This is a genomic window from Phaeobacter sp. CC-HEC084 (assembly GCF_059429255.1).
In genome coordinates this window covers 989806-1007587 of the sequence record NZ_JCAIJQ010000002.1, presented here as the reverse complement: position 1 = coordinate 1007587, position 17782 = coordinate 989806, and the positions used below count along the sequence as shown (strand labels likewise).

Below are 17782 nucleotides of genomic sequence, written 5' to 3'. Positions count from 1 at the left end.
ACCGGGCTTAGCTGGTTTCGTCGTCGCCTTTGCTGCGGCTTTCGACGATTTCGTCAATCAGGCCAAAGGCCTTGGCTTCTTCGGGCGACATGAAATTGTCACGCTCCAGTGCGCTTTCGACCTTCTCGTATTCCTGGCCGGTGTGCTTCACGTAAATTTCATTGAGGCGGCGCTTCAGCTTCAGCGTTTCCTCGGCGTGGATCATGATGTCGGTCGCCTGACCCTGATACCCGCCGGACGGCTGGTGTACCATCACGCGGCTGTTGGGCAGCGAAAAGCGCATGCCGGGCTCACCCGCGGTCAGCAGAAGCGAGCCCATCGAGGCCGCCTGACCAATCACTAGGGTCGAGACCTTGGGTTTGATGTACTGCATGGTGTCGTAGATCGACAGGCCCGAGGTCACAACACCGCCGGGGCTGTTGATATACATCGAGATTTCCTTGGACGGGTTTTCCGCCTCAAGGTGCAGCAGCTGCGCCACGACCAGCGAGCTCATCCCATCGTGAACCGGACCGTTGAGGAAGATGATACGCTCTTTCAGCAGGCGCGAGAAGATATCGTAGGCGCGCTCACCCCGGCTGGTCTGTTCAACCACCATGGGCACCAGAGTGTTCATGTATGTTTCTGTCGGATCAATCATTAGGACCTGCCTGCTTTGAATTATGTCCGCCATCATATCGGACCAACTGTTACCTGAGTCTTAGTGCTCGCCCAAAAGGCCTGCAAGGGGCGGTATGCGAATTTAAACTGCCTGCGCCCGTCCTGCCGCTCCTCCTGCGACCGGTTCCACACCCCGGGCCAGCAGGTCGCTATTCGCGAATCCCCGGTCGCAATTCCCCGGCCTGCCTGCAAAACTCTGGCTTAAGACACAGAAACACTCCCGGCGGCGGATCCATGCCATGACAGATGACAGCTTCGTTCAAAAAGGTGCGGCGGCAAAGCTGGACGTGCCATTTGAAGGGGAACCGCAGGATTTCTATTTCCTGCTGCTGAAAAAGGCGACGATGCTGCCCGTCGCAGCCGCAATCGAACCTTTGCGGATCGCCAATCAGGTTACCAACACGCGGCTTTATCGCTGGTTCGTGATGACCGAGGATGGCGAACCGATCCGGTGTTCAAACGGGATGATGATTACGCCGGACATGCCCTTGCGCCCCCTGCCCGCCGACAGCCTTGGCTTTGTCTGTGCCGGGGTCGAACCCCAAAGCACCGCTGGCGAGGCCACGCTCAACTGGCTGCGCCGCGAAAGCCGCTTTGGCCGCTCCATCGGTGGGATCTGCACGGGCGCCTTTGCACTGGCGCAAGCCGGACTAATCAAGGATCAGAAATTCACCCTGCACTGGGAGAACCAGCCGGGGTTCATCGAACGATTTCCGCGCTTGACCCCATCCGCCAATACATTCGAGGTTTCGGGCCCCCTGATGACCTGCGGCGGCGGCAATGCCGCGACCGACCTGATGCTGAGCCTCATTGAAGCGCGCCACGGCAAACAGCTGGCCATTATCGTGGCCGACATGTGCCTGCATGCCCGCTCCGGCGGACAGGCCGCGCCGCAGAAGTCGAATTTCGCGGTTGCCATTGGCAGCCGCAACCAGCGCCTGCTTAACGCCTTGCAGCTGATGCAGGAAGCGATCGAAGAACCGCTTCAGATCGGCGATCTTTGCGCCCGATTGGATATCTCCCGTCGCCAGCTGGAGCGGCTTTTTGCCCGCTACCTGAACCAGAGCCCGATGCACGTCTATTGCGATATGCGGCTCAGCCATGCCTTTGCCCTGATGAATGAAACCTCGATGTCGGTGACCGAGATCGCGCTGGCTTCGGGCTTCAACAGCACCACGCATTTTTCCCGCCAGTTCAAACGCAAATTCGGTGCCAGCCCGCATTTCTTCCGTAAAGGCTGGTCCTGACACTCAACGGGCTGATGCCCGGCGCCCAAGTAAGAACGCCCCGGCAAATGCCGGGGCGTTGGTTGTTTTTCGGACAGATCAGACAGGCCGTGTTCAGGACAGATCGAAGCGATCTGCGTTCATCACCTTGGTCCAGGCCGCCACGAAGTCATTGACGAATTTCCCGCCATTGTCCGCCTGGGCATAGACCTCGGCCAGGGCGCGCAGTTGCGAGTTGGAGCCAAAGACCAGATCACAACGGGTGGCTGTCCATTTGACCTCTCCGCTGGCGCGGTCGCGGCCTTCGAACTCCTGTGCCTCGTCCGAGGTGGGTTTCCACTCGGTCGACATATCCAGAAGATTAACGAAAAAGTCGTTGGACAGGGTTTCAGGCTTATCCGTGAAAACACCATGGGCAGTCTGCCCGACGTTGGTGTTCAGAACCCGCAGGCCACCGACAAGCGCCGTCATTTCCGGTGCTGTCAGCGTCAGCAGTTGCGCCCGGTCCAGCATCATCTCTTCCGGCGCAACAGTGAACTGCGTCTTCTGGTAGTTGCGGAAACCATCAGCCACCGGCTCCAGCACCTCGAAGGATTCCACATCGGTCTGCTCAGCCGTTGCGTCTGCACGTCCCGGTGTGAAAGGCACAGTGATGTCCTGCCCAGCCTTCTTTGCAGCCTGCTCGATACCAACCGAGCCACCCAGCACGATCAGATCTGCCAGCGACACCTGTTTGCCATCGCTGCGGCCTGCGTTGAAGGCGCCCTGGATCCCTTCCAGCACGCCCAGAACACGGGCCAGCTGTTCGGGTTGGTTGGCTTCCCAGTCCTTTTGCGGCGCAAGACGGATACGGGCACCGTTGGCACCGCCCCGCTTGTCCGACCCACGGAAGGTCGAGGCCGAGGCCCAGGCGGTCGAAACCAGCTCAGGGATGGTCAGATCCGAAGCCGCGATCTTCTCTTTCAGTTCGGCGATTTCCGCCTCACCAATGACCGGATGGGTCACGGCAGGGATCGGATCCTGCCAGATCAGATCTTCGGCGGGAACCTCATCGCCCAGGTAGCGCGATTTCGGCCCCATGTCGCGGTGGGTCAGCTTGAACCAAGCCCGGGCAAAGGCATCTGCGAACTCTTCCGGGTTCTCGTGGAAACGACGCGAGATCTTCTCATAGGCCGGGTCCATGCGCATTGCCATGTCGGCAGTGGACATGAAGATCGGAACCTTCTTGGACGGATCCTCCGGATCGGGCGCCATATCCTCTTCCTGGATGTCCTTGGGGGTCCAGACCCAGGCACCGGCCGGGCTTTTGACCTTTTCCCATTCGTATTTGAACAGCACGTCAAAATAACCGTTGTCCCATTTGATCGGGTTCGACGTCCAGGCGCCTTCCAGACCCGAGGTGATGGTGTCACGGCCCTTGCCGGATTTGTAGCTGCTGAGCCAGCCAAAACCCATCGCCTCCATCGGCGCGGCTTCGGGTTCGGCGCCCACGTGGGCAGCATCGCCCGCGCCGTGCATCTTGCCGAAAGTGTGGCCACCAGCGGTCAGCGCGACGGTTTCCTCGTCGTTCATCGCCATGCGGGCAAAGGTTTCGCGGATGTCGCGGCCCGAGGCGATGGGGTCCGGGTTACCGTCAGGACCTTCCGGGTTCACGTAGATCAGGCCCATCTGCACGGCTGCCAGCGGGTTTTCCAGCTCACGATCGCCAGAATAACGGCTGTTTTCCGTATCAGAGGTCGCCAGCCATTCGTCTTCGGCGCCCCAGTAGATGTCCTCTTCCGGCTCCCACACGTCAGCGCGGCCACCGGCAAAACCGAAGGTCTTGAAGCCCATGTCCTCAAGCGCGCAGTTGCCCGCAAGGATCATCAGGTCGGCCCAGGAAATCTTGTTGCCGTACTTCTGCTTGATCGGCCACAACAGGCGACGCGCCTTGTCAAGGTTGCCGTTATCCGGCCAGCTGTTCAGCGGCGCAAAACGCTGCTGCCCCGTGCCACCGCCCCCGCGGCCATCGCCGGTGCGGTAGGTGCCTGCGCTGTGCCAGGCCATGCGGATGAACAGACCGCCATAGTGACCGTAATCCGCCGGCCACCAGTCCTGGCTGTCGGTCATCAGCGCATAAAGGTCTTTCTTCAGCGCCTTCAGGTCGAGTTTCTTGAATTCTTCTGCGTAATCAAAGGCCTGCCCCATCGGGTCGGACTTTGCGCTGTTCTGATGCAGGATCCGCAGGTTCAGCTGGTTCGGCCACCAATCGCTGTTGACGCGCGCGCCAAAGGTGGTTGTGCCGCCGTGCATCACCGGGCATTTGCCGCTGGGAATATCATTGCCGTCCATTTTTTCCTCCGATTATTGCTACGTTTCTGTCGTCGTGGCGCGACACCTGCCCCGGAATGGGCCATTCCAGAAGGACAAGTGTCTGTCAGGAGAAGAGCCTTTGCGTGGAGTGCAGAAACGCAGATAGGATCCGCACCCCTAAAGGCCTCCCTCCCTTAACCTAGAAACGTTCTAACAAATCTGTGTGATAAAAATAAGTTATTTTTACTGATAGCAATCATAGTAAATTCCTATACCTTTGTTCGCGGATGCGCGAACCACAGCGACCCAGCCAACAATCAATCCTGATCAGCAATAAAAAACAGGCACGGAAGCGATCCGCGCCTGTTTTCAGAAATGTATTGCCAGGTGGACTGCCCGGCCCCGCCGCCCCATGAAAAGCGGCAATGCCAGAACCATATGGCCGTCAGACCATCAGCCGCCGAAGGACTTCAGATAGGCGATGACCGCTTCGATGTCGTCGTCTTTCTTCAGCCCGGCAAAGGACATTTTGGTCTTTTTCATGTATTTTTTCGGCTTTGCCAGGAAGGCAGAAAGCTCTTCTTCGGTCCAGACCAGACCGTCTTCATTGGCCGACTTCATGGCCTTGGAATAACGGAAGCCTTCCACAGCACCAGCAGCGTGACCAACGATTCCGTTCAGAACCGGACCGGTCTTGTTCTTGGCTTTGTCACCCACTTGGTGGCAAGACTTACACTTTTTGAAGACCTTTTCGCCATCTGCAACCAGTTCAGGGTCCAGCGCGGCAACCTCTTCCACCGGCTCAGCGGCGGCAGGCTCTTCCGCCTTGGCCTCTTCAACCACGGCTTCACCGGTTTCCGCCGGAGGGACTTCGCCAGTTTCGTCTGGGGTCACATCGAGAACCGCCGCACGCATGGTGATTTCCACGCTGTCCTTGCAGTTTTCCATGCAAGGCGTGTCGGTCCAGAAATGCGCTTCGGAGGTCAGGCGGTCATCGACGATGAAGCCATCCGCGTTGGGCATTTCCACATCCAGGAAGTTCTCGTTCGACAGGGTGAACTCGTCATCCACCAGATCGTTGGAGTACAGGATATAGGCCACGATGGCATAGACCTCATCCGGTTCCAGCGTCTGCGCCGCGCCAAACGGCATCGAGCGGTTGACGTAATCCCAGGTGGTCGACAGATGCGGCCAGTAGGAACCCACGGTCTTCAACGGGTCCTCGTGGTCCAGCGTGTCGGCACCGCCCGCCAGTTTCGGCCAGTTTCCAACGCCCTCGGCGAAATCGCCATGGCAGACAGCGCATTGTTCGGCAAAGATTTCTTCGCCGGTGAACACGTCACCCGATCCTTCGGGCAGGCCGGTGCCATCGGGGCTGACGTCCTGGTTCCATGCGGCGATCTCTTCGGGCAGCGCCGGACGGCCCAGTCCGAACTTCTCTGCATAGGCAGGCACCGCCAAGGCGGTGGCCACTGCTGTTGCTGCGATCAGATTAGGAAACTTCGACATTTTCCGCCTCTCCGTTTGCCTTCACCCACCAGGTCTGGATGGAATTGTTGTGATAGATCGAGTTCAGACCACGCACGTCGCGCAGCTGGGTCTTGGTCGGCTGCACGTAGCCCGAGCTGTCGCGGGCGCGGCTTTGCAGGAACATTTCCTGACCGTCCCAGTCGATATCGAGGTAGAAGCGCGTCAGCGCCTTATCGGTTCCGGGCGCCGCAAGGCGGGCCTCATTCCAAGTCTTGCCGCCATCAATGGAGACATCAACGCCGGTGATGTGGCCGCGACCGGACCAGGCCAGACCGGTGATGACCAGCGGACCCTTGCCGTGGGTGATCGGCGACTGCGGGCTGGGGCTGGTGACAACGGATTTCGCATCCATTTCCCAGGTCCATTTGCGGCTGGTGCCGTCGGCCAGCGTGTCGGTGTACTTCGAGGTTTCCTCGCGGGATTCAACCGGGCCGTTGGTGACTTCGATGCGACGCAGCCACTTGACCCACATGTTACCTTCCCAGCCGGGAACGACCAGACGCACCGGATAGCCGTGCTCTTTGCGCAGAGCTTCGCCGTTGGCCTTGAAAGCCACCAGAACGTCGTCCAGCGCCTTGTCCATCGGGATAGAACGGCCGTTGGAGGAGGCATCGGCGCCTTCCACATAGACCCATTTGTCCTTCAGATCGCCTGCAGCATCCAGACCGGCCTCTTCCAGCAGCGTGCGCAGGCTGACGCCGGAATATTCCATGTTGTGGATCATGCCGTGGGTGAACTGGGCACCGTTCAGCTGGGCACCCGCCCATTCCATGCCCGAGTTCGCCGCGCATTCGCAGAAGTAGACGCGGTTTTCACGAGGAAAACGCTCCAGATCTGCGTAGGAGAAGACCAGCGGCGTGTCGACCAGACCGTTGATCATCAGGCGGTAGTCTTCTTTCTTCAGCTCGATCGCGCCCGAGTGGTGACGTTCGAACGCACAACCCTGCGGCGTGATGGTGCCATCCAGCGCGTGGATCGGGGTAAAGTTGATCGACGAAATCGTATCGGCAGTCAGCCATTCCACGTTGCGGCGGATCACATCCGATTCATAGCTGATCGGAAGACCATAGGGGGTGGCGTCGACGCCATCACCCAGGCCACTGGCCCATTCCTGGACTTCCGTGATCAGCGGGTCAGGCCCGGCCGCCTGGGCCGCACCAGCAACCGCAGATCCGGCCCCGGCCGCAGCCGCACCCGCCAGAAACTGACGGCGCGACGGGGTGAAACCCTTTGAATTATCGCTCATCTTGTTCATGCCTCCATATTTAGATGAGTGCCCTGGCAGGGCCCCATCGGCGCAAAATTTGCCCGTCAGGCGGCGGCGCTGATTAAGCGCCGACCACCTTGACCGAGTTGTTCGGGTTGACCGTGACGGTGCCCATTTTCTTGATGTGATTTTCGACGACGTCCCAGATCTGCGGACCTTCGGTGCCTTCATTGACGCTGGCCCAGCCTGCGACCATGTAGGTCTTCGCCGGATCGATCGCCTCACCGTTCTTCAGCAGCGTCATCTCGGTGATCCGTTCGCCCTGCGGTTTGGTGATGTCGATGCGGTAGCCCATGCCACCGATGCGCACCATGTCGCCGCCCTGCTGGTAATAGGGGTCCGGGTTGAAGATGTTGTCAGCCACGTCTTCCAGGATCACCTTGATGAATTCACCGGTCATCTCGCTGCGATAGGCGGCGCCATAGCTCATCGAGGTGACGTTCCAGATGTCTTCGCGGGTGATGTCGTCACCCGGCACCAGCGACGGGCCCCAGCGCACGCCGGGCGACATGGCGATATCGGCTTCACGCTCGCTCAGCAGCGCGTCGCAGATCAGATCATCCCAGGTGCCGTTAAAGTTGCCGCGACGATAGAGCAGCGAGTCGGTCTGGCCGATCACCTCTTCCAGTTCGGCCTTGAACGGCGCGCGCTGTTCGTCGATCAGCTTGGAGATCACAGGATCGGGCGCGATGACATCCGAGAAGATCGGGATCAGCTTGTGCTTCAGACCCATCATCTGACCATCGCGCACGTCCAGATCCACACGGGAGACGAATTTGCCGTTGGAACCGGAGGCGATGATGTGGGTCGTGCCCACCAGCACCGGTTCGGGCAGCGCATCGTGGGTGTGGCCCGACAGGATCACGTCGATGCCGGTGACAACGCTGGCCATCTTCTTGTCCACGTCGAAACCATTGTGCGACAGGCAGACCACCACGTCAGCGCCCGCTGCGCGGACCTCGTCCACCATCTCCTGCATATGCTCGTCACGGATCCCGAAGGAGTATTCCGGGAACATCCAGCCGGGGTTCGCGATGGGCATATAAGGGAAGGCCTGACCGATGACGGCGACCTTGGCGCCGCCGCGTTCGAAGAACTTGTACGGCTTGAACAGTTCCGCCGGTTCGTCCCATTCGGAATCAAAGATGTTCTGCCCCAGCGCGGCAAAGGGCAGACCTTCGACGATCTCATTCACACGGTCAGAGCCCAGGGTGAACTCCCAGTGGAAGGTCATCGCATCCGGTTTCAGCGCGTTCATGACATTGACCATGTCCTGACCTTCGGTCTTGTGACAGGTCATGGAGCCGTGCCAGGTGTCACCGCCGTCCAGCAGCAGCGCATCAGGCCGATCCGCACGGATGGCATTGATCACTGTCGACATGCGGTCCAGACCGCCTACGCGCCCGTATCCTTTGGCGAGGGAGGAAAAATCGTCATAGGTGAGCGCGTAAGCGGAAGGACTGCCATCCGCGATGCCATAGGCCTTGCGGAAGTCGGCACCGGTGATATGCGGCACCTGACCCTTGTTCGCGCCCACCCCGAGGTTGATCGAGGGTTCACGGAAATAGATCGGTTTCAGCTGCGCATGAATGTCGGTGACATGGATGATGCTGATATTGCCGAAGGTATCAAACTCCAGCAATTGATCCTGAGTCAGGCTTTGCTGCGCCGCAAGACGCCCCCAATTGCCAAAACCAGATGCCCCGACCAGGGCAGAGGCGGCCATCGAAACCTGCAGAAAATCACGGCGCGAGATCATGGTACTCTGATATCCTGTGTAAACATACGACATATTCGCATGTGTGAATATTGAAAGAACGAAAGACCCCGCACCATGAACTGGCACGGGGTCGTTCCGGGTTTAGTTACGGACAGACGGTCCTTCGACCGACAGGCCGTTGCCGCGCGAAGCGACATAAAGCTCAAGTGCGACGAAATCCTGCGAACCGGGCTTGTAGGTTTCGGCGCGGGTATCACGTACGCAGCCTTTGAAACGTGCATGAACGGTGTTCAGCTTGGCGTTTTTCAGGCGGTAGGCCGGGAAGCCATTGATCTGGCCTTGGCTCAGGTGGTCGGCGCGGATCATGTTGCCATAGTTGTCTTCATGGCAGTTCGCGCAGGACAGCTCGAGCTGGCCGGTACGCGTGTAATACATTTCCTTACCTTTTTCCCACATCGCCTGAACCGGACCATCGGTGGCAACGTTGACGGGCATGCCACGCGACTGGACAGAGATCAGAGCCTCCATCGACGCCATGTCACCGCCAGTGTATTTCCACTTGTCGGCGCCCATCTGGCTTTCGCGGCAGTCGTTGATCTGCATGGCCAGGGTGCGGGCTTCGCCAGCTTCTTCGTTCCACTTGGGATAGACTGCGCGCACGCCTTTCATGCTGTCGGCAACATCGTCGTGGCAGGACGCGCAGGACTTGCCTTCGGATCCTTCGACGGTTTCCCAGCTGTCCATTGCTTGATCAACAAAGACCATCGCGGGGTTTTCAAAATCGTCCATCTGCAGGGCCTGGGTCTCGTCCGAGCGGAAGTGCCAGCCAGACATGACTTCGTCCAATGCGTCAGCGACTGCAGCCGGGGCCGCAGTCTTGGTGACCATTTCGATCTCTTCGTTCACCACGAGCGTGTCGTCGTCTGCGCCGGCGAAGGCGGCCATCGGCAGGGCCAGCACGGCGGCAATGGCAGTGAGTGCCTTATATTTCATTCCATATCCTCCCTTGGGTATCCGCCTCGCCCGCCGGAGTGGCGGACGAGACGCTTGCCTTTGAGATCCGGAAAGGATCAGGCGATCTTGATCGACTTCGCCGTGTCGTAGACGGATCCATCATCGTCATACCATGTGAATTTGAAGTCGCCTGCTTCAGGCACGGTGGCTTCAAACTCAATGTAAGGGTTGGTGGAAATCGCCGGTTCCATCGTGACGTCGATCACCATGGCGCCGTTAAACTCGCAAGTGAAACGGTTGATGATCGAACGCGGAATGACGTTGCCTTCCTTGTCCTTACGCTGGCCGCTTTCCATCTTGTGGCTGATCAGCGTCTTGATGGTGACGGCTTCGCCAGCAGCGGCTTTCTTCGGGACCTTGACGCGGGGTTTTACACCGGATGCCATGTCTTAACTCCTTGAATTCGGAAAGGGATGCGGGGCGATCAGCCGCCGCAGCCTCCGATGGTCACTTTCACAGCGGCGCTTGCCTTAGCAAAGCTGCCGTCTGCCATTTTGGCAATGGCCACGACGTCCTGGGTACCAGCAAGGCGGATCCGGGTGGATGCGGACTGGCTGGCGGCACCGGGGCCGAAGTTGAAGGTTGCAACGCCGGGGGTCGGGTTGCCGGTGGCCAGAACCATGATCGCGGTCGCGCCGGGGGCGTTTACCGAAATCGGCACGGTGTTGCCGTTTTCGGCAATCTCCGGCGCAGTCAGTTCAATACCGCTGTCGGCCATATCGGCACCGCCGGTGAACTCGGCGATCTTATCGTCTGCCGATGCGCTCAGGCGGTAGGGCAGAACCGTCAGCACGGCGGCGCCCAGGCCCATCGCCAGGGTTTCGCGACGTGAGAACTCCATCATTTGTCTCCTTTGACTTCGCTCGGACAAGCAGCTGGAAGCTGCTGTCTCACTCTTCTTTCAGCGTCGCGAGGAAAGCGACGACATCTTCAATCTCCTGGGCGGTCAGGATCGGCGGCAGCGGCTCTGCGCCCGCCTTACCGGTGTAGGCATCGCCCGGACGGATAAACCCGTCGACCTTGTAGAACGCAGGCATCATGGTGCCCTCGAAGGTCATTTTTGCATTCGCCACGAGGCCACGCAGCTCAGCTTCGCTCCAGCGCTCCCCCGCGCCGTCCAGCATGGGGCCGATTTCGCCGTGGAAGGGCACGTCAGCCAGTGCAGTCACCTGATGACAGGCCACGCAGTTCCCCTTGGACTTGGTCCCGGCGATGATCGCACCGTTGGCCGCGTCGCCAGCAACACCTGTCAACGATTCGGCAATTGCGCCATCCTCGGTGAATTTCACGTCTTTCGGCGCGACTTCGCCCGCCTGCGACATGGTCCCGGCCAGACACATGGCCAGTGTCAGAGATAGTCTCTTCATGGTTCCTCCCGTTGGCTGCCACCGCGAAGTGGCCTGCTTAGCTATTGCATACCGTAGGCCACCGAAGGCCTGGGACGCAACAACAAATTCATTAATGTGAATTTTAATTCTCTTGCGCAAAGGATCAGTCTGTTGATCCATTGTTGCGCTCCTGAATGCGGCGCGCGTGATACCTTTGGAAATCCTCCCCATTATCAAGCTCGTACCGCTTCTCGTTGACCCAGGTGAACATATCGAGCGTGGTCCCCGCCCCAAAGGCCCCCGGCATGATGGAAACGGCCGCCTGCACCGCGGTCTGATCCTCGGGTACCTCTTCCGGCAGGAAAAGAATCGTCGGCGTGAACAGCACGTTCCACTTCCGCGCCATCTCCCGCTCCTGCAAGGTTTCACCGTCGAAATCCGTCACCTCGGTGGATCCGTGTAGGTTCAGCTGAACGACGAAATAATTCTCTTCGATGTAGTTGCTGACCTCCGGACGCGGGAACACCTCCTCGTGCATCTTGGCGCAGTAAATGCACCCCCGCTGCTCAAAGAAAAGAACCAGCCGCTTGCCCTCTGCATTCGCCTCGGCAAGGTCTTCCTGAAGGTCCTTGAAGGTGTCACGCATCCATGCGGTTTTATGAAGGCCGTCGTCGCCCACCTCGACCGCTGCCACCGGCCCGGCCAGAAGCACCGGAAGCGCCAGCGCGGCAAGCGGTGCGGAAATCATTTTGAGTAATCTATTCATTGCCTTGTCTCTCCCATTTATGGTGACAGTCAGCCAATTGTGGACAGTCCGGGCATCCAGCGGATCATTGCATCGGCAATGTAGCTGACACCTCCGGTGACAATCAGCACAGCGAACAGGATCAGCATAACCCCCATCGCCTTTTCCACCCAAGCAAAAGCGGTCCGGTGCCGCGCCACCCAGGCCAGGAACGGCTTTGCAAACAGGGCGGCAACGACGAAAGGCGCTGTCATTCCAACACCGTAGACCAGCAAGAGCAGGCCACCGCGCCAGATGTCCCCCATGCCAGAGGCGATCATCAGGATCGACGCCAGCGCCGGTCCCACGCAGGGGGTCCAGCCAAAGCCAAAGGCCAGCCCCATCAGATAGGCACCGATCAGCGTGGAAGGCTCGGCCGAGCTTTCCATGCGTGCCTCGCGGTATAGGAGCGGGATGCGCATTACGCCCAGGAAATGCAGGCCGAACAGGACCAGCACCCCGGCGGCGCCATAGGCCAGAATATCCATGTAGCGCCCGAACAACTGCCCCAGCGCGGTAGCTCCCATGCCCATCAGCATGAACACCGTGGTGACACCAGCTGCGAAACACAGCGCAGAGATCACCAGTCGGCGCTGCGCCCCCGGCGCAATGCGCCCGTCGCCGCGCAGTTCAGCCATCGAAAGCCCGCCCATGTAGGACAGGTAAAAAGGCACCATCGGCAGGATGCAGGGCGTGAAAAAGCTCAACAAACCGGCAAACAGGGCCCCAAAGTACGATATTTCGAGCATCTCAGCTCCTTTTTTGGGCGCATTAGCCGATATTCGGGGACGGCGCGCCTTGTCTCATTCACATATTCAAATTAAGTTGTGTTACATAAAGAACCTACTCACTGCACCTTCGTCAACGGCTTCGAACGGCTTCATCATGGTTTTTGCGTCCACAGTTCCTCTGCGGCCCTTGCTGCTGCTGCGCCGGTTGCTGGCCGGTTTTTTTGTGCTGTGCACGCTCAGCCTACCTGCCCGGGCAGTGGAACTGGTGATGGTCGAACAGCATGGCTGCGAATGGTGCGCGCGCTGGAACGAAGAAATCGCACCGATCTATCCCAAAACGGCCGAAGGCGCCTTTGCGCCGCTGCGCCGGGTGGATCTGCGCAATATGCCGGATGACTTGGAAACAACTCGTCGCGTTCTTTTTACCCCGACCTTCTTGATTGTGGAGGACGGTCATGAGAAGGCCCGGCTCGAAGGATATCCGGGGGCCGATTTTTTCTGGCCCCTGCTGGAGGCGCTGCTGCGCGATCATGCAGACTTTGCGCCGGATGGAGAAGTGGGCGACAGCTGACCGGTTTGGAGACCGACACGTCTGGCTGACTGGGACAAGTATAGATGTGCGGGGCCATTCGGCCCGCCACAAAGGAGAATGAGCGATGGGGTTGCCGCAATTTTCGGTAGACATGGCAGATGACGATCTTGAGAAGATGATGGACAACGCCACCACGGCGTCCAATTTCCTCAAGGCGATCAGCCACGAAGGTCGTCTCATGATCCTGTGCCATCTGGTCACCGGCGAGAAATCCGTCACCGAGCTGGAAGAGCTGCTTTCGGCGCGTCAGGCAGCGGTATCGCAGCAACTGTCCCGCCTACGCCTTGAAGGTCTGGTTGTGCCGCGCCGCGACGGCAAGGCCATCTACTACCGGCTGGCAGACGACCGTCCGCGCCGCATCCTCGAAGTGGTCTACGACCTCTTCTGCAACTGAGCACGACCTAGATTTTTTCCCTGCCCTACCCGTCTTGTCCCGGTCTGGAGCCAGCAAGATGCGCACGGCCTGAGCGACCTGTAGATCCTTCAACATCTGTCCGCCCCGTTGCGTTCCCGAGCTCCCATAGCTGACCACCTGCCCATCGACAGCAGGCGGCGACAGCGCGATGCCGCTTGCATCGCACACCTCCTTTCTGCATGACTCGAAGGATAGGAAACCTGCCGGGAGGGGCGTCTCATGTTTGATATGCTGACAGAACATCACCTGGCGGCCATTGCAGGCCTCGTAGGCGGAATCCTTCTTGGCCTTGCTGCCCGGCTGGGCAGGTTCTGCACGCTTGGCGCGATCGAGGACGTCCTTTATGGCGGCTCCACCCTGCGCATGCGTATGTGGATACTGGCAATCGGCGTCGCCGTTATCGGCAGCTTTTCCCTTATCGCAGCAGGACTTATGGATGAAAGCGAAAGTTTCTACCTTAGCATCAGATGGATGCCTCTGGCTTCAATCATCGGGGGCTTGATGTTCGGCTACGGAATGGCGCTCAGCGGCAATTGCGGCTATGGCGCTATCGCCCGACTGGGCGGCGGCGATCTGCGCAGTTTCGTCATCGTGCTGGTCATGGGCGTGTCCACCTATGTGGTTCTTTCCGGTCCGCTTGCGCCCTTGCGCAATTTCTTCTTTGAGCAGCATCAGGTCACGACCGATATTCCCCCCGGGCTGGCCCATCACGCCGCTGCCCTGACGGGTCTGCCACTGCACAACATCGGGCTTGCCGTCGGCGCCGTGCTGGTCATCGCCGCGCTTTGCGGACGCGAACTGCGTCAGGACAAGAGCGCGGTCTTCTGGTCCGTGATCGTCGGCCTTGCCATCGTTTCGGGCTGGGGCCTGACCAGCGAGGTCAACCAGACCGGTTTCGAAGCCCTCCCGGTGGTGTCGCATTCCTTTTCTGCCCCTCTGGGCGAGACTATTTTGTGGACCATGACCGGCAGCCTGCGCCCCTTGTCCTTTGCCGTCGGCTCCATCGCAGGTGTCTGGGCCGGGGCCTTCATCGGCTCGCTGATCAAGGGGCATTTTCGCTGGGAGGCCTGCGAAGACCCCCGCGAATTGCGCCGCCAGATCGTGGGTGCGGGCATCATGGGCGCAGGTGCCGTCATCGCCATGGGCTGCACCGTCGGTCAGGGGCTCAGCGCCTTTTCGCTGCTGGCCGTTTCCGCGCCGGTCACCTTCCTGGCGATTTTTGCCGGGGCGGCGATTGGCCTGCGGCAGCTGATCGAAGGCTTCCGCCCCGCCGAGTGATCTGGATTCGCCCCTTCGCCGACGCCGTCACAGCATGATATACGGGGCATCAGCTCCGGATGAAGCATCACGAACAGGCGAAAAACGGCCCAAGTTGTAACGGTTTGGTAAAACCTTGGAGCACGTCACGCAATTGTTACAGGTCCGCGCAACTTAGCACGCGACGACGCACCGTCGGCATCTGGAACTTTGGAGCAAGCCATGGACCGCAAGCAAATCATCAACGATCCCGAAATCGGCAACAAGGCGGAAGCCTATGAAGCCTTTGACGACATCCCTACCAATCCTCGGCTTGAACGCACCATCGGCGATGTGATCAACGCCCGCTATGGCCGTCGCGACCTGCTGAAAGGCATGCTGGGCGTCTCCGCCACCACCGCCCTTTTCGGCACCTCGGCCCTAATCGCCCCGACCGAAGCGGCTGCAGGCAGCCATGGCGCGGGTCGCTACAACTTCGAGGAACTGACCTGGGGCAACGACGAGACCCACCATATCGCCGAAGGTTATGACGCTGACATTCTACTGCGCTGGGGTGATCCGATCACCGCCGATGCCCCGGAATTCGATGTGATGAACCAGACCGCCGAAGCCCAGCTGAAGCAATTCGGCTACAACAACGACTACGTCGGTTTCACCCCGCTGAACGCCGAAGGCACCCGTGGCCTTTTGTGCGTGAACCACGAATACACCAATGAAGAGGTCATGTTCCCGGGCCTTGGCCGTCAGGACAAGGCAGGCTTTGAAGGCATGACCAAGGAGCTGATCGACATCGAAATGGCCGCCCATGGTGGCACCGTGGTCGAGATCGCCAAGGGTGCAGACGGCAAATGGGCCGTGGTGCGCGATGGCAAGATGAACCGCCGCATCACGCCGCTCAATACCGAGATGACCATCGACGGCCCCGCCGCCGGTCATGACCGGATGAAAACCAACGCCGATCCTTCGGGTATGTCGGTCATCGGCACGCTCAACAACTGCGCCGGCGGCATGACCCCCTGGGGCACCTACCTGATGGCCGAAGAGAACTTCCACGGCTATTTCTGGACCGATACGGTCGACGGCGACGGCAAACCCGATATCTCGGCCCAGCCCGAAGCCAAGAACATGAAACGCTACGGCGTGCCGGGCCGCTGGTATGCCTGGGGCAAGTTCTACGACCGCTTCAACATCGACAAGGAGCCCAATGAGCCAAACCGCTTTGGCTGGGTTGTTGAAGTAGACCCGCGTAACCCCGACGCCAAGCCGGTAAAACACACCGCCCTGGGCCGTTTCCGCCACGAAGGCGCCGAAACCACTGTTTCCTCTTCGGGCAAGCTGGTCGTCTACATGGGCGACGACAACCGCTTTGACTACCAGTACAAATATGTCTCGAACGGCGTAATGTCCGACGATGCCGTCGCCAACAGCGCCCTGCTCAGCGACGGGACCCTCTACGTGGCCCGCTTTAACGAAGACGGCAGCGTAGAATGGTTGCCGCTGGTGCATGGCACCGGCCCGCTGACCACTGAAAACGGTTTTGCCAGCCAGGCCGATGTCCTGATCGACACCCGCCTTGCAGCCGATGCCCTGGGCGCCACGCCGATGGACCGCCCCGAAGACGCGCAGCCGCGCGGCGACGGCACCGCCTACATCATGCTGACCAACAACTCCAAGCGCACCGAGGATCAGGTTAACGCCGCAAACCCCCGTGCCAAATCGAACTTTGGTCACATCATCGAGGTCAAGGAAGACGGCGGCGATCACGCGGCAACCCGCGGCACTTGGTCGATCCTGGTGAAATGCGGCGATCCTGAGTTGGCCGAGGTGGGCGCCCAATGGAACCCGGAAACCAGCGCCAACGGCTGGTTCGGCTCCCCGGACAACTGCGCCTTTGACGCCGATGGCCGCCTCTGGGTCTCCACCGACCAGGGCAGCAAATGGGGCAAGACCGGCAAATCCGATGGCCTTTATGGTGTCGAGACCGAAGGCGATCTGCGCGGCACCTCCAAGCTGTTCTTCCGCTGCCCCGTCGGCGGTGAGCTCTGTGGCCCCTACTTCACCGACAATGGCGAGACCCTATTCCTGGCGGTGCAGCACCCCGGCACCGATGGCACCAAGGCCCTGAAAGGGTTCGAGCGCGCCTCGACTTTTGAGGATCCGGCCACCCGCTGGCCCGACTTTGACCCCAAGATGCCGCCGCGGCCCTCGGTCGTCGTGGTTACGAAAAAGGGCGGCGGCAAGATCGCCATGTAATCTTTGCCCTTGGCATGAACAAAGCATTCAACGCGCCCTCAAAAGGGGCGCGTTTTTCTTTGCTGATGCCGCCCAACCTCCCGACGGGGCATAGTCAGCAGCACGGGGATGTGACACCTGCGTGATTGCAATCCGGGTTAGGCTTGTGGCTCCACAAAACAACGGAGCCCATGATGAACCTGCGCCCAATCCTCGTCGCACTTGCCTTCAGTCTGCCAATGCTGTCCGGCCTGGCCTTTTCGACCGTCACCCTGACCGCGCAGGCAAGCATCGCCGGAGAGGTGTCTGCCCGCCCCGGCTGGGAGGTGCACGACACGGCGAAATCCTACCAGCAGTTGTTGCAGGATACGCAGGCGGCGGTGCGGGCCAGCGATCTGGCCATCGTCACGCAGGCCGGCCCCACCGGCGCAGCGGCGGCGCGCGGGATCACCATTCCGGGCAACCGGGTCATCGGCGTCTTCAACAATGTCTTTGCGGTCAACATCCTTGAAACCTCGACCGCCGCCATGATCGAAGCCCCGATCCGCCTCTATGTCACCGAAATGCCGGGCGGCACGGCGCAGCTCTCGTACAAGCGTCCAAGCCATGTCTTTGCCCCCTACCGGGACGAAGGCGGCGACAGGCTGATGGCGCTTGCAGAGGAGCTGGACCAGCGGTTTGACCAGATCGCACAGGATGCAGTGAAGTAATACAACCGGGTCACAGAGCCGTGA

The 17782-nt window shown here is 59.9% G+C and carries 17 protein-coding genes; 6 read left to right on the top strand and 11 right to left on the bottom strand.

From position 1 onward, the window contains the following. Positions 1 to 7 precede the first annotated feature (7 nt). Positions 8 to 640, bottom strand: coding sequence for an ATP-dependent Clp protease proteolytic subunit (locus AC5SSZ_RS05245; protein WP_065270562.1), 633 nt, complete (start codon positions 638 to 640; stop codon positions 8 to 10). A gap of 259 nt (positions 641 to 899) precedes the next feature. Here AC5SSZ_RS05245 and AC5SSZ_RS05240 point away from each other — a divergent pair, with 259 nt between their 5' ends. After that, a complete protein-coding gene (locus AC5SSZ_RS05240; protein WP_065270563.1) occupies positions 900 to 1907 on the top strand; it encodes a GlxA family transcriptional regulator in 1008 nt (335 codons plus the stop codon). A 93-nt stretch (positions 1908 to 2000) separates the two neighbouring features. On the opposite strand, the gene katG is transcribed toward AC5SSZ_RS05240, so the two are convergent. The 10 genes from katG to AC5SSZ_RS05190 all read right to left on the bottom strand — a co-directional run bounded on the left by katG (position 2001) and on the right by AC5SSZ_RS05190 (position 12570). After that, positions 2001 to 4217: a catalase/peroxidase HPI gene (gene katG, locus AC5SSZ_RS05235; protein WP_368948055.1), complete on the bottom strand. Its 2217-nt coding sequence runs from the start codon at positions 4215 to 4217 to the stop codon at positions 2001 to 2003. A 414-nt stretch (positions 4218 to 4631) separates the two neighbouring features. Further along, entirely contained in the window at positions 4632 to 5687 is a 1056-nt protein-coding gene (locus AC5SSZ_RS05230) for a c-type cytochrome (protein WP_065270565.1), read from the bottom strand. After that, on the bottom strand, positions 5671 to 6954 hold the full coding sequence (gene soxC / locus AC5SSZ_RS05225) for a sulfite dehydrogenase (protein WP_065273489.1): 1284 nt from the start codon (positions 6952 to 6954) through the stop codon (positions 5671 to 5673). The genes AC5SSZ_RS05230 and soxC overlap by 17 nt, the downstream gene beginning before the upstream one ends. Positions 6955 to 7036: 82 nt before the next feature. Continuing rightward, on the bottom strand, positions 7037 to 8734 hold the full coding sequence (soxB, locus tag AC5SSZ_RS05220) for a thiosulfohydrolase SoxB (protein WP_274829019.1): 1698 nt from the start codon (positions 8732 to 8734) through the stop codon (positions 7037 to 7039). Positions 8735 to 8836: 102 nt separating this feature from the next. Then, on the bottom strand, positions 8837 to 9688 hold the full coding sequence (soxA, locus tag AC5SSZ_RS05215; RefSeq protein WP_495437409.1) for a sulfur oxidation c-type cytochrome SoxA: 852 nt from the start codon (positions 9686 to 9688) through the stop codon (positions 8837 to 8839). 77 nt (positions 9689 to 9765) lie between these two features. Next, the gene (gene soxZ / locus AC5SSZ_RS05210) at positions 9766 to 10095 is read right to left on the bottom strand and encodes a thiosulfate oxidation carrier complex protein SoxZ (protein ID WP_065270568.1); all 330 of its coding nucleotides are present in this window, start codon (positions 10093 to 10095) and stop codon (positions 9766 to 9768) included. A 38-nt stretch (positions 10096 to 10133) separates the two neighbouring features. Then, positions 10134 to 10550: a thiosulfate oxidation carrier protein SoxY gene (gene soxY / locus AC5SSZ_RS05205; protein ID WP_065273490.1), complete on the bottom strand. Its 417-nt coding sequence runs from the start codon at positions 10548 to 10550 to the stop codon at positions 10134 to 10136. A 49-nt stretch (positions 10551 to 10599) separates the two neighbouring features. After that, positions 10600 to 11076: a sulfur oxidation c-type cytochrome SoxX gene (soxX, locus tag AC5SSZ_RS05200; RefSeq protein WP_065270569.1), complete on the bottom strand. Its 477-nt coding sequence runs from the start codon at positions 11074 to 11076 to the stop codon at positions 10600 to 10602. 124 nt (positions 11077 to 11200) lie between these two features. Continuing rightward, a complete protein-coding gene (locus AC5SSZ_RS05195; protein WP_065270570.1) occupies positions 11201 to 11803 on the bottom strand; it encodes a thioredoxin family protein in 603 nt (200 codons plus the stop codon). A gap of 29 nt (positions 11804 to 11832) precedes the next feature. Then, a complete protein-coding gene (locus AC5SSZ_RS05190; RefSeq protein WP_065270571.1) occupies positions 11833 to 12570 on the bottom strand; it encodes a cytochrome c biogenesis CcdA family protein in 738 nt (245 codons plus the stop codon). A gap of 136 nt (positions 12571 to 12706) precedes the next feature. Here AC5SSZ_RS05190 and AC5SSZ_RS05185 point away from each other — a divergent pair, with 136 nt between their 5' ends. The 5 genes from AC5SSZ_RS05185 (at position 12707) to AC5SSZ_RS05165 (ending at position 17758) form a co-directional block, all read left to right on the top strand. Further along, a complete protein-coding gene (locus AC5SSZ_RS05185) occupies positions 12707 to 13123 on the top strand; it encodes a hypothetical protein (RefSeq protein ID WP_065270572.1) in 417 nt (138 codons plus the stop codon). 85 nt (positions 13124 to 13208) lie between these two features. After that, complete coding sequence (locus AC5SSZ_RS05180) at positions 13209 to 13538, top strand: ArsR/SmtB family transcription factor (protein WP_065270573.1); 330 nt, start codon at positions 13209 to 13211, stop codon at positions 13536 to 13538. A 240-nt stretch (positions 13539 to 13778) separates the two neighbouring features. Then, the gene (locus AC5SSZ_RS05175) at positions 13779 to 14837 is read left to right on the top strand and encodes a YeeE/YedE family protein (RefSeq protein WP_495437401.1); all 1059 of its coding nucleotides are present in this window, start codon (positions 13779 to 13781) and stop codon (positions 14835 to 14837) included. A gap of 201 nt (positions 14838 to 15038) precedes the next feature. Beyond that, positions 15039 to 17069: a PhoX family protein gene (locus tag AC5SSZ_RS05170; protein WP_495437399.1), complete on the top strand. Its 2031-nt coding sequence runs from the start codon at positions 15039 to 15041 to the stop codon at positions 17067 to 17069. A gap of 218 nt (positions 17070 to 17287) precedes the next feature. After that, positions 17288 to 17758: a DUF302 domain-containing protein gene (locus AC5SSZ_RS05165; RefSeq protein WP_495438319.1), complete on the top strand. Its 471-nt coding sequence runs from the start codon at positions 17288 to 17290 to the stop codon at positions 17756 to 17758. Positions 17759 to 17782 lie beyond the last annotated feature (24 nt).

Bases quoted from the DNA above. Each gene is read 5' to 3' on its own strand.
- soxY (WP_065273490.1), bottom strand. From the start codon at position 10,550: ATGGAGTTCTCACGTCGCGAAACCCTGGCGATGGGCCTGGGCGCCGCC.
- soxA (WP_495437409.1), bottom strand. From the start codon at position 9,688: ATGAAATATAAGGCACTCACTGCCATTGCCGCCGTGCTGGCCCTGCCG.
- AC5SSZ_RS05230 (WP_065270565.1), bottom strand. From the start codon at position 5,687: ATGTCGAAGTTTCCTAATCTGATCGCAGCAACAGCAGTGGCCACCGCC.
- soxX (WP_065270569.1), bottom strand. From the start codon at position 11,076: ATGAAGAGACTATCTCTGACACTGGCCATGTGTCTGGCCGGGACCATG.
- AC5SSZ_RS05195 (WP_065270570.1), bottom strand. From the start codon at position 11,803: ATGAATAGATTACTCAAAATGATTTCCGCACCGCTTGCCGCGCTGGCG.
- AC5SSZ_RS05185 (WP_065270572.1), top strand. From the start codon at position 12,707: ATGGTTTTTGCGTCCACAGTTCCTCTGCGGCCCTTGCTGCTGCTGCGC.
- katG (WP_368948055.1), bottom strand. From the start codon at position 4,217: ATGGACGGCAATGATATTCCCAGCGGCAAATGCCCGGTGATGCACGGC.
- AC5SSZ_RS05240 (WP_065270563.1), top strand. From the start codon at position 900: ATGACAGATGACAGCTTCGTTCAAAAAGGTGCGGCGGCAAAGCTGGAC.
- AC5SSZ_RS05165 (WP_495438319.1), top strand. From the start codon at position 17,288: ATGCTGTCCGGCCTGGCCTTTTCGACCGTCACCCTGACCGCGCAGGCA.
- soxB (WP_274829019.1), bottom strand. From the start codon at position 8,734: ATGATCTCGCGCCGTGATTTTCTGCAGGTTTCGATGGCCGCCTCTGCC.
- AC5SSZ_RS05190 (WP_065270571.1), bottom strand. From the start codon at position 12,570: ATGCTCGAAATATCGTACTTTGGGGCCCTGTTTGCCGGTTTGTTGAGC.
- soxC (WP_065273489.1), bottom strand. From the start codon at position 6,954: ATGAGCGATAATTCAAAGGGTTTCACCCCGTCGCGCCGTCAGTTTCTG.
- AC5SSZ_RS05180 (WP_065270573.1), top strand. From the start codon at position 13,209: ATGGGGTTGCCGCAATTTTCGGTAGACATGGCAGATGACGATCTTGAG.
- AC5SSZ_RS05245 (WP_065270562.1), bottom strand. From the start codon at position 640: ATGATTGATCCGACAGAAACATACATGAACACTCTGGTGCCCATGGTG.
- AC5SSZ_RS05170 (WP_495437399.1), top strand. From the start codon at position 15,039: ATGGACCGCAAGCAAATCATCAACGATCCCGAAATCGGCAACAAGGCG.
- soxZ (WP_065270568.1), bottom strand. From the start codon at position 10,095: ATGGCATCCGGTGTAAAACCCCGCGTCAAGGTCCCGAAGAAAGCCGCT.
- AC5SSZ_RS05175 (WP_495437401.1), top strand. From the start codon at position 13,779: ATGTTTGATATGCTGACAGAACATCACCTGGCGGCCATTGCAGGCCTC.